The sequence below is a fragment of the Kineococcus vitellinus genome, from assembly GCF_009906315.1.
GTDB classification, from domain to species: domain Bacteria; phylum Actinomycetota; class Actinomycetes; order Actinomycetales; family Kineococcaceae; genus Kineococcus; species Kineococcus vitellinus.
The window spans coordinates 1-9,630 of sequence record NZ_JAAALL010000174.1; the positions used below are offsets into that span (position 1 = coordinate 1).

Here is a 9,630-nt window from a genome sequence, read left to right on the forward strand (position 1 = left end):
GACCGCCACCGCCCGCGGGCCCGTCCTGTGGACCCCGCGCCACGTCCTCGTCACCGCCTCCGCGCAGGCCGAGCCGCACGGGCGCGCCGTCGTCGAGCGCCTGGTCGCCGCGGGCGTCGAGGACGTCCGCCTGCTGGACGGCGACCGGCTGCCGCCGCTGCGCGGGGAGGACGAGCGCGCCACCTACGCCCGCGCCAAGCGCACCCTGGCCGTCGTCACGAGCGCGGCCTCCAAGCGCCGCCCCACGCCCATCCCGCCGAGCGCGGACTTCTCCTTCCCGATCGCCGAGGGCTGCCCGGGGCACTGCCAGTACTGCTACCTGGCGGGGTCGCTGGCGGGCCCGCCGATCACCCGCGTCTACGCCGACCTGCCGCGCGTCCTCGCCGGTCTCGACGAGGTCGTCGGCACCGGCTCGGTGACCTCCGGCACGGCCGAGCGCGGCCACGAGGGCACGACGTTCGAGGCCTCCTGCTACACCGACCCGCTGGCGATCGAGCACGTCACCGGCTCGCTGGCCGCGACGATCACCCACTTCGGCACCCACGACTGGCCCGGGCCGGTGCAGCTGCGGCTGACGACGAAGTACGACGACGTCGACGGCCTGCTGCACCTGCCGCACGGCGGGCGCACCCGCGTGCGCGCCTCCGTCAACGTGCGCGAGGTCGAGCGCTTCGAGGGCGGCACCGCCCGGGTGGGCGCGCGGCTGCGGGCGCTGGGCCGGCTGGCCCGCGCCGGCTACCCCGTCGGCCTGACGATCGCGCCGATCATGCCGGTGCAGGACTGGCGCGAGCGCTACGCCGAGCTGCTGGACGAGGCCGCGGCGCAGCTGCCGGCGGGGGCGGACGTGACGGTGGAGTGCATCACCCACCGCTTCACGCCCAAGAGCAAGGACGTCCAGCTCGGCTGGTACCCGCGCACCAAGCTGGACCTGGAGGAGTCGACCCGCTCGCGCAAGCACGGCAGGTTCGGCGCGGTGAAGTACGTCTACGACAAGGACACCATGCGCGAGCTGCGCACCTGGTTCGAGGCGGCCGTGGCCGACCGGCTGCCCGCGGCGCGCCACCTCTACTGGACCTGACCCCACCCCCGATCGGTGATCTTCCACGGTGCACCTGGAGCCGGCGGCCGCGCTGGAGGAAGATCACCGATCTCGTTCAGGCGGCGCCGTTCCAGTCGACGAGCTGGACGACGACCCCGTTGGGGTCGCGCACCTGGAAGGCCCGCTCGCCCCACTCCTCGACGGTCAGCGGCATGGTGATCGCCACCCCCTCCGCCCGCAGCCGGGCCAGCTCGCCCTCCAGGTCGTCGACGACGAAGGCCAGGATCAGCCCCTGCGCGTGCACGTCGCGCTGGTCGGCGGGCAGCGTCGCCAGCCCGCGGCGCAGGTAGACCACGTGCGCGCCGGCGTCGGGGCGGGTGAGGCTGGCGAAGCCGTCGGCGGCCATCGCCTCGGTGAAGCCGAAGTGCCGGACGAGGAAGGCGCTGGAGGCCTCGACGTCGTCGACGTTCAGCGAGACCGCGGTACCGGTGATGTTCACGGTGGAACCCCTCTCTCCACCCCGTACGGCGTACAGGGTATGCCGTACAACGTGCGGGGAGCCAGGATGTTCCCGTGAGCCCCGACCGCACCAGCGCCGCCGACCCCGCCCGCACCCTGGCCCTGCTCTGGCGGGACCCGGCCGCGGTGCCGGCCCGCGGCCCGCGCCGCAGCCTCGACCTCGACACCGTCGTCGCCGCGGCCACCGCGCTCGCCGACGAGCAGGGCCTGGCGGCGCTCAGCGTGCGCCGGGTCGCCGAACGCCTCGGGGTGGCCCCCATGTCGCTGTACACCTACGTCGCCGACCGCGACGAGCTGCTCGACCTGCTGCTGGACGCCGCGTACGCGGCCGCGCCCCGCGAGGACACCACCGGCCGCCCCTGGCGCGAGCGCGTGGCCGCGGTCGCCGAGGAGAACCGCCTCCTGCACGAGCGCCACCCCTGGGCCGCCGCGATCTCCACGCTGCGCCCCCCGCTGGGCCCGGGGCAGCTGGCCAAGTACGAGCACGAGCTCGCCGCCTTCGACGGCACCGGCCTGGACGACGTCACCGTCGACTCCTGCCTGACGCACCTGCTGCTCGTCGTGCGCGCCTGCGCCCGCGACGCCGCCGACGCGCGGGCCGCGCGCCTGGCCGGCGGCACCGACGCGCAGTGGTGGGCCACCGCCGGCCCGCTGCTGGAGCGCGTGCTGGACCCCGCGCGCCACCCGCGCGCCGTGCGGATCGGCACCGCCGCCGGGACGGCGAACGGCAGCGCCCACGACCCCGCGCAGGCGTACCGCTTCGGCGTGCAGCGCGTGCTGGACGGCATCGCCGCCCTCGTCGAGGACCGGGCGCAGGACCGGGCGCAGGCATCGGGGAGGATCGTCGGGTGAGCGACACCGCCCCGCCCTTCGGCCTCCTCCTCGACGTGGACGGCCCCGTCGCCAGCCCGGTGACCCGCTCGATCAGCGCGCCCGGCCTGCTGGAGAGCCTGCTGGAGCTGCTCGCGGCCGGGGTCCCCGTCGTCTTCAACACGGGCCGCTCCGACGCCTTCCTGCGCGAGCAGGTCGTCGGCCCGCTGCTGGCTGCGGGGCTGCCGGCGGCCGCGCGGCTGCACGCGGTCTGCGAGAAGGGCGCCGTCACCTTCTCGGTGACCGCCGCGGGGATGGGCCCGGTCGCCGTCGACGAGGAGCTCGCGGTGCCCGCCGCGGCCGCGCGGGCGCTGGAGGAGCTGGCGCGGGGCTCCTTCGCCGACGTCCTCTTCGTCGACGACGGCAAGCGCGCGATGGTCTCCCTGGAGCAGCGCCTGGACGTCGACTCCGCCACCTACCTGGCCCGCCAGGTGGACTACGAGCGGGCCGCGCTGGCCGTCTTCGCCGACCTCGGCCTCGGCGTCACCTGGAAGGGCGAGGAGCACCCCGACGCCCGCGGCCGCGTCGACTGGCGCATCGACCCCACGATCATCTCCACCGACGTGGAGTCGGTGCTGCTGGGCAAGGACCGCGGCGCCGAGGTCGCGCTGCGGCTGCTGGCCGCCGACGGGCCGCTGCCGGCGGCCTGGCGCACGGTGGGGGACTCGCGCACCGACTACGCGATGGCCGACTGGCTGCACGCGCACGGCCACGCCGTCGCGCACGTGGACGTGCGCCCCGCCGACGGCGTGCCCGCCACGCCCTACCCGGTGCTCGTGCCGCACCACAGCGTCCACGACGTCGCCGGCGCCGCGTGGCTGGCGCGCATCGCCGCCGTCGTGCGCGGCGAGGCCGCCGACGACGACGGCTTCGACGCGCACCTGGCCGGGCGCCACGTCGGCTGAGCACCCCGCCTCGCCTAGGCTGTCGGCCCGTGGCGGCTGAGCGGATCGACACCCAGTACGAGGACCTCCTGCGGCTCGTGATGAGCACGGGGACGCGCAAGTCCGACCGCACGGGCACGGGCACCCGCAGCGTCTTCGGCCACCAGATGCGCTTCGACCTCTCGCAGGGCTTCCCGCTCATCACCACCAAGCGGGTGCACTTCAAGTCGGTCGCCCTGGAGCTGCTGTGGTTCCTGCGCGGGGACGGCAACGTGCGCTGGCTGCAGGAGCGCGGGGTGAGCATCTGGGACGAGTGGGCCGACGAGCACGGCGACCTCGGGCCCGTCTACGGCGTGCAGTGGCGCTCCTGGCCCACCCCCGACGGCCGCCACGTGGACCAGGTGGCCCAGGTGCTGCAGACGCTGCGCACGGACCCGGACTCGCGCCGCATGGTCGTCTCCGCGTGGAACGTGGGGGAGCTGGAGAAGATGGCGCTGGCGCCCTGCCACGCGCTCTTCCAGTTCCACGTCGCCGACGGGAAGCTGTCCTGCCAGCTCTACCAGCGCTCCGCGGACCTCTTCCTGGGGGTGCCGTTCAACATCGCCAGCTACGCGCTGCTGACGGTGCTGGTGGCCGCCGAGGTCGGCCTGGAGCCCGGCGACTTCGTCTGGACCGGCGGCGACTGCCACGTCTACGACAACCACGTCGAGCAGGTCGCCGAGCAGCTCACCCGCACGCCCTACCCCTTCCCCGAGCTCGTGGTGCGCCCCGCCGGGCTCTTCGAGCACGAGTTCAGCGACTTCGAGCTCGTCGGCTACCGCCACCACCCGGCCATCAAGGCACCGGTCGCGGTCTGAGCGCGGGCACCGGGGAGCGCGCGTGATCGGCCTGGTCTGGGCGCAGTCGGCCAACGGCGTCATCGGCGTCGACGGGCACCTGCCCTGGCGCGTCCCGGAGGACCTGGCGCGCTTCTCCGCGCTGACGAGCGGCACCACGGTCGTCATGGGCCGCGCCACGTGGGAGTCGCTGCCGCCGCGGTTCCGCCCGCTGCCGCACCGGCGCAACGTCGTGCTCAGCCGCACCCCCGGCTACCGCGCCGAGGGCGCCGAGGTCTGCGGCGACCTGGCGGCGGCGCTCGCGAGCGCGCCGCAGGTGTGGGTGGTCGGCGGCCGCGCCGTCTACGAGGCCGCCCTGCCGCACGCGGACCGGCTGGAGGTCACCGAGGTCGACCTCGTCGTCGACGGCGACACCGCGGCCCCCGTGCCGGGGCCGGAGTGGGTGCGCACCGCGGTGGACCCCGCCGACGGCTGGCGCACCTCCACGGGCGGTCCGCGCTTCCGCTTCGGCACCTGGCGGCGCCGCCCCGCCTGAGCGGGCAGATCGTCCACCCCGGACGGCCGCGGGTGGGCACGAAGCCCTCGCGCATCCCCCGCCGGTGTGCCACCGTGAGCCATCGGGCCCCTCCGGGGCTCCCGGCCGAAGGAGGCGCGGCGATGCTGACGGTCCTGGTCTCGCTGGCGGTGATCCTGTTCGTGGCGGCCCTGGTGGGCCGGGTGTGCTCGCGGACGCGGCCGGGTCAGCGCCGCTCCGCCGACGGGGACGTGTGGCCCGGCGTGGCCGGCGGCACGGCCGGCGAGGCGCTCGGCGGGTCCGTGGAGCTGCCGGACACCGGCATCCGCCACCACCACTCGCACTCCTCCTCGCACTCCACCCACGACGGCGGCGGCTGGGGTTGGGGCGGCGACGGCGGCGGCTCCGGCGGCGACGGCTCCGGCGGCGGTGGCGGCGGGGACTGACCCCGACCGGCACCCGGCCGGGCACCCGCGCGGCCGGGCACCGCCGGAGCGGTGCGCCGCTCAGGCGACGTCGACGCCGAAGTCCTGCGCGATGCCCAGCAGGCCGGTGGCGTACCCCTGGCCGACGGCGCGGAACTTCCACTCCCCGGAGTGGCGGTAGACCTCGCCGAAGACCATCGCCGTCTCCGTGGAGGCGTCCTCGGACAGGTCGTAGCGCACGACCTCGCTGCCGTCGGCGCGGTTGACCAGCCGGATGAAGGCGTTCACGACCTGGCCGAAGTTCTGCCGGCGGGCGTCGGCGTCGTGGATCGAGACGGCGAAGACGATCTTCTGGCACTGCTCGGGCACCGAGAGCAGGTCCACCTCGATCACCTCGTCGTCGCCCTCGCCCTCACCGGTGCGGTTGTCGCCGGTGTGGCGCACGGACCCCTCGGGGCTGGCGAGCTGGTTGTAGAAGACGAAGTGGCCGTCGGAGAGCACCCGGCCGCCCGCGCCGACCAGCAGGGCGCTGGCGTCCAGGTCGAAGTCCAGGCCCGTCGTCGTCCGCACGTCCCAGCCCAGGCCGACCTGCGCCTCCGTGAGGTTCGGCGCCACCTTCGTCAGCGAGACGTTGCCACCCTTGGCCAGAGTCACACCCATGCGGCGACGCTAGCCGAGCGCACCCGGGGCGGCCTCCGGGGCGCTCGGCGCGGGGTGGCCGGGGGTGTCGACGAGGTGGTCGAGCAGGAGGCCGACGAGCACGGCGACCGAGGGGGCGGGCAGCCCGAACAGCGCGCGGAAGTAGACGGGGGCCACGAGGTGGTCCAGCACGCGGGTGGCGGTGGGCGCCGCCTCCCCGCGGGCGGCCGCCGCCGCGAGCAGCTGCTCCACCTGCTCGCTGCGACCGGTGAGGCAGGCGGCGCACGCCGACGGCGGCCCCCCGCCCCCGTCCGGGTCCGCGGGGTCGGTCGGCCCGGCGGCGACGGCGGCGCGCAGCAGCGCCCGCTCCTCGGGGCGGGCGGCCTCGGCGACGAGCTCGGCGCCCCAGGCCAGCAGGTCCCCGCGCAGCGAGCCGGTGTCCGGCACGGCCGCGGTGGTGCCGAAGCGGGCCAGCGCGGTGTCGGCGAGCAGGCCGCCCACGTCGCCCCAGCGGCGGTACACGCTCGTGGCGTTGACGCCGGCGCGGGCGGCGACCTGCGGGACGGTCAGCGCCGCGGCGCCCCCGTCGGCGAGCAGCTCGACGACGGCGCGGTGGACGGCGGCCGTCACCTTGGCGCTGCGGCCGCCGGGGCGGGTCGTGGCCGGGCTCATGCCCGCAGCCTAACGCAATTCCCTTTGCGTTAAGCGCGGGACCGGAGTAGTTTCCCGACGACACCTCCCTCGCAGACCTGGAGCCCCCGTGTCCCCCCGCACCTCGACCCGCACCGGGTTCTGGCTCGTCGCCGCCACGCTCGGCGCGCTCGTCTCCGCCTCCGCGGCGCCGTCGCCGATCTTCCCCGTCTACCAGGCGGAGTGGGGGCTGGGCCCGAGCGCGGTCACCGTCGTCTTCGCCGTCTACGCGGCCGTGCTGCTCGTGGCGCTGCTGACCGTCGGCTCGCTGTCGGACCACCTCGGCCGCCGCCCCGTCGTGCTCGCGGCGATCGCCGGCGTCGTCGCCTCGATGCTCGCCTTCGTGCTCGCCGACTCCACCGGCTGGCTCGTCGCGGCCCGCGCGCTGCAGGGGTTCTCCACCGGCACCGCGATCGGCGCGCTCGGCGCGTGGCTGCTGGACCTGGCCGGCCCGCGGCGCGGCGCCCTCGCCCAGGTGGTCAACGGCGCGGTCCCGCCGCTGGGCCTCATGGCCGGCGGGCTGGGCTCCGGGCTGCTCGTGGAGTTCGCCCCCGCGCCCACCCGCACCGTCTACGCGCTGCTGGCCGTGCTGCTCGTGCTGTGCGCCGCGGCCCTGCTCGCGGTGCCGGACGCCGCCGCGCGCGTGCCGGGCGCCCTGCGCTCGCTGACGCCCGTCGTGCGGCTGCCGCGGGCCTCGCGCGCATCGCTGGTGCGCTTCGCCCCCGGCTTCCTCGCCAGCTGGGGCCTGGGCGGCTTCGTCCTCGGCCTCGGCCCCTCCGTCGTGGCCGGTGTGCTCGGCCGCACCGACCACGTCACCGGCGGGCTCGTCGTCGCGGCCGTCGCCGGCGTCGGCGCGCTCGTCGGCGTGCTGACGCGCGCCGTGCGCCCGGACCGGCTCGTGGCCGTCGGCATGCTGGCCCTCGTCGTCGGGCCGCTGCTGGTCGTCCTCGCCCTCGAGCACTCCTCGACGGCGCTGTTCTTCACCGGCGCCGCCGTCTCCGGCATCGGCTTCGGCGGCGGCTTCCAGGGGGCGCTGCGCGGCGTGCTGGCCACCGCCCCCGCCGGCGAGCGCGCGGGGGTCCTCTCGGCCGTCTACGTCATGAGCTACCTGGCCTTCGGCCTGCCGGCGGTCGTGGCGGGCTTCCTGGCCCCCTCGCTGGGCCTGCGCGAGGTGGCCGACGGCTACGCCGCGCTCGTCGTCGCCGTCGGCCTGGCCGGCCTGGTGCTCACCCTCGCCGGTTCCCGCCGCGCGCGCGGCACCGGCGGGCTGCCCGCCCCGCGCCGCCCCTCGCCGGCGCGCCGCGCCGCCGCCGCGCAGGTCAAGCGCGGGCGCTGAGCTGCCGATGCCGCACCCGTGAGCCTCCTCCCGGGTCAGCGCGTCTGCTTCAGCGGCCGCTTCCTGACCGCCCGCACCGAGCTCGCCGCCCGCGCCCGCCGGGCCGGGCTGCTCGTCGACGGGGCCGTCACCGCCGCGACGGACCTCCTCGTGGCCAACGACGCCGGATCGGGGTCGGCCTCGGTGCGCGCGGCGATCGCGGCGGGCGTCCCCGTCCTCGACGAGTACTCCTTCGACGACCTGCTGGCTGCCCGCGCCTGAGACCGCGGTCCCCGGCCGCCCGCGGCACGCGTGACACGCCCGAAACGCCCCGGGCATGCGCTCGTGACCCGCAGGTGGTTGCCTTCGACGGTCCACCCGACGAGGACGTTGAAGGGACCACCCCCGTGTCAGCTCCGCACGACGCCGGATCCGGCGTCAGCACCCAGCGCGACTTCTCCCACGAGGAGGGCGGCCTCCACAAGAGCCTGAAGAACCGCCAGCTGCAGATGATCGCCATCGGCGGCGCCATCGGCACCGGCCTCTTCCTCGGCGCCGGCGGCCGCCTGGCCAGCGCGGGCCCGGGCCTGTTCATCGTCTACGGCGCCTGCGGCTTCTTCGTCTTCCTCATGCTCCGCGCGCTGGGCGAGCTCGTGCTGCACCGCCCCTCCTCGGGCTCCTTCGTCTCCTACGCCCGCGAGTTCTACGGCGAGAAGGCCGCCTTCGTCGCCGGGTGGATGTACTGGTTCAACTGGGCGATGACGGCCATCGTCGACATCACCGCCATCGCGACGTACATGCACTACTGGGACACCTTCTCCTCGGCCCCCCAGTGGCTGCTGGCGCTCATCGCCCTCGTCGTGGTGCTCGGCCTCAACCTCGTCTCGGTGAAGATCTTCGGCGAGATGGAGTTCTGGTTCGCCCTCATCAAGGTCGTCGCCCTGACGGCCTTCCTCGTGATCGGCATCGTCTTCCTCGCCGGCCGCTTCCCCGTCGACGGGCAGAGCACGGGCCTGTCGGTGATCAGCGACAACGGCGGCTGGTTCCCCACCGGCGCCGTCCCGCTGGTCGTCGTGATCTCCGGCGTGGTCTTCGCCTACGCCGCGGTCGAGCTGGTCGGCACCGCCGCCGGCGAGACGGAGGACCCCGAGCGGATCATGCCGCGGGCCATCAACACCGTCATCGTGCGCATCGTCGTCTTCTACTGCGGCTCCCTCGTCCTGCTGGCCCTGCTGCTGCCGTACACGGCGTACTCGGCCGACGAGAGCCCCTTCGTCACCTTCTTCAGCGCCCTGGGCGTGCCCGGCGCCGGCAGCATCATGAACTTCGTCGTCCTCACCTCGGCGCTGTCCAGCCTCAACGCGGGGCTGTACTCCACCGGCCGCATCGTGCGCTCGATGGCCATGAACGGCTCCGCGCCCAGGTTCGCCGAGAAGCTCAACAAGGGCGGGGTGCCCTTCGGCGGCATCGCCATCACCGGGGTCGTCGCCGTCCTGGGCGTCGGCCTCAACTACGTCGCCCCCGGCGAGGCCTTCGAGATCGTCCTCAACGCCTCCGCGCTGGGCATCATCGCCAGCTGGGGCACGATCGTCCTGTGCCAGCTGAAGCTGCACCGGTGGGCGAAGGCGGGCATCGTCCAGCGGCCGGCGTACCGGCTGTTCGGCGCCCCGTACACCGGCTACGCGGTGCTGGTCTTCCTCGTCGCCGTGCTCGCGATCATGGCCTACGACGAGTCGAGCCGGCCGACGGTCTACGCGCTCGGCGTCATCGTGCCGCTGCTCGTGGTGGGCTGGTTCGCCGTCCGCGGGCGGGTGCTGGCCGCCGCCGAGGAGCGCATGGGCCACACGGGCGAGTTCCCCGTCAAGGCGGACCGCCCCCGCCGCCGCGGCTGACCCCGCC

12 protein-coding genes are annotated in these 9,630 nt (G+C 75.4%); 9 read left to right on the plus strand and 3 right to left on the minus strand.

All coding sequences use genetic code 11. The annotated features are described in order from the left end of the window. The first annotated feature begins 25 nt into the window (after positions 1 to 25). Positions 26 to 1,078 (plus strand): spore photoproduct lyase family protein, encoded by a 1,053-nt coding sequence (locus GTQ99_RS14875; protein WP_166616532.1) that lies wholly within the window; start codon positions 26 to 28, stop codon positions 1,076 to 1,078. A gap of 76 nt (positions 1,079 to 1,154) precedes the next feature. On the opposite strand, the gene GTQ99_RS14880 is transcribed toward GTQ99_RS14875, so the two are convergent. Then, positions 1,155 to 1,538, minus strand: coding sequence for a VOC family protein (locus GTQ99_RS14880; protein WP_166616521.1), 384 nt, complete (start codon positions 1,536 to 1,538; stop codon positions 1,155 to 1,157). 74 nt (positions 1,539 to 1,612) lie between these two features. Between GTQ99_RS14880 and GTQ99_RS14885 the strand changes: the two genes are divergently transcribed. The 5 genes from GTQ99_RS14885 to GTQ99_RS14905 all read left to right on the plus strand — a co-directional run bounded on the left by GTQ99_RS14885 (position 1,613) and on the right by GTQ99_RS14905 (position 5,108). Beyond that, positions 1,613 to 2,410 (plus strand): TetR/AcrR family transcriptional regulator C-terminal domain-containing protein, encoded by a 798-nt coding sequence (locus GTQ99_RS14885; RefSeq protein ID WP_166616522.1) that lies wholly within the window; start codon positions 1,613 to 1,615, stop codon positions 2,408 to 2,410. Continuing rightward, positions 2,407 to 3,333, plus strand: coding sequence for a hypothetical protein (locus GTQ99_RS14890; protein WP_166616523.1), 927 nt, complete (start codon positions 2,407 to 2,409; stop codon positions 3,331 to 3,333). Before GTQ99_RS14885 ends, GTQ99_RS14890 begins: the two co-directional genes overlap by 4 nt. 29 nt (positions 3,334 to 3,362) lie before the next feature. Further along, entirely contained in the window at positions 3,363 to 4,169 is an 807-nt protein-coding gene (locus tag GTQ99_RS14895; RefSeq protein ID WP_166616524.1) for a thymidylate synthase, read from the plus strand. A 22-nt stretch (positions 4,170 to 4,191) separates the two neighbouring features. Next, positions 4,192 to 4,683 (plus strand): dihydrofolate reductase, encoded by a 492-nt coding sequence (locus GTQ99_RS14900; RefSeq protein WP_166616525.1) that lies wholly within the window; start codon positions 4,192 to 4,194, stop codon positions 4,681 to 4,683. 122 nt (positions 4,684 to 4,805) lie between these two features. Then, entirely contained in the window at positions 4,806 to 5,108 is a 303-nt protein-coding gene (locus tag GTQ99_RS14905; RefSeq protein WP_166616526.1) for a hypothetical protein, read from the plus strand. 60 nt (positions 5,109 to 5,168) lie between these two features. On the opposite strand, the gene GTQ99_RS14910 is transcribed toward GTQ99_RS14905, so the two are convergent. Beyond that, positions 5,169 to 5,747: a TerD family protein gene (locus tag GTQ99_RS14910; protein ID WP_166616527.1), complete on the minus strand. Its 579-nt coding sequence runs from the start codon at positions 5,745 to 5,747 to the stop codon at positions 5,169 to 5,171. Between the two features lie 9 nt (positions 5,748 to 5,756). After that, complete coding sequence (locus GTQ99_RS14915; RefSeq protein ID WP_166616528.1) at positions 5,757 to 6,398, minus strand: TetR/AcrR family transcriptional regulator; 642 nt, start codon at positions 6,396 to 6,398, stop codon at positions 5,757 to 5,759. Between the two features lie 88 nt (positions 6,399 to 6,486). On the opposite strand from GTQ99_RS14915, the gene GTQ99_RS14920 reads away from it, so the two are divergent. The 3 genes from GTQ99_RS14920 (at position 6,487) to GTQ99_RS14930 (ending at position 9,623) form a co-directional block, all read left to right on the plus strand. Next, a complete protein-coding gene (locus tag GTQ99_RS14920) occupies positions 6,487 to 7,752 on the plus strand; it encodes an MFS transporter (RefSeq protein WP_166616529.1) in 1,266 nt (421 codons plus the stop codon). Positions 7,753 to 7,770: 18 nt separating this feature from the next. Beyond that, a complete protein-coding gene (locus tag GTQ99_RS14925) occupies positions 7,771 to 8,013 on the plus strand; it encodes a BRCT domain-containing protein (protein WP_166616530.1) in 243 nt (80 codons plus the stop codon). A gap of 125 nt (positions 8,014 to 8,138) precedes the next feature. Continuing rightward, positions 8,139 to 9,623, plus strand: coding sequence for an amino acid permease (locus tag GTQ99_RS14930; protein WP_166616531.1), 1,485 nt, complete (start codon positions 8,139 to 8,141; stop codon positions 9,621 to 9,623). Positions 9,624 to 9,630: the final 7 nt, after the last annotated feature.

Excerpts from the sequence above, each read along its gene's own strand:
- GTQ99_RS14910 (WP_166616527.1), bottom strand. The coding sequence starts at position 5,747 with ATGGGTGTGACTCTGGCCAAGGGTGGCAACGTCTCGCTGACGAAGGTG.
- GTQ99_RS14915 (WP_166616528.1), bottom strand. The coding sequence starts at position 6,398 with ATGAGCCCGGCCACGACCCGCCCCGGCGGCCGCAGCGCCAAGGTGACG.
- GTQ99_RS14905 (WP_166616526.1), top strand. The coding sequence starts at position 4,806 with ATGCTGACGGTCCTGGTCTCGCTGGCGGTGATCCTGTTCGTGGCGGCC.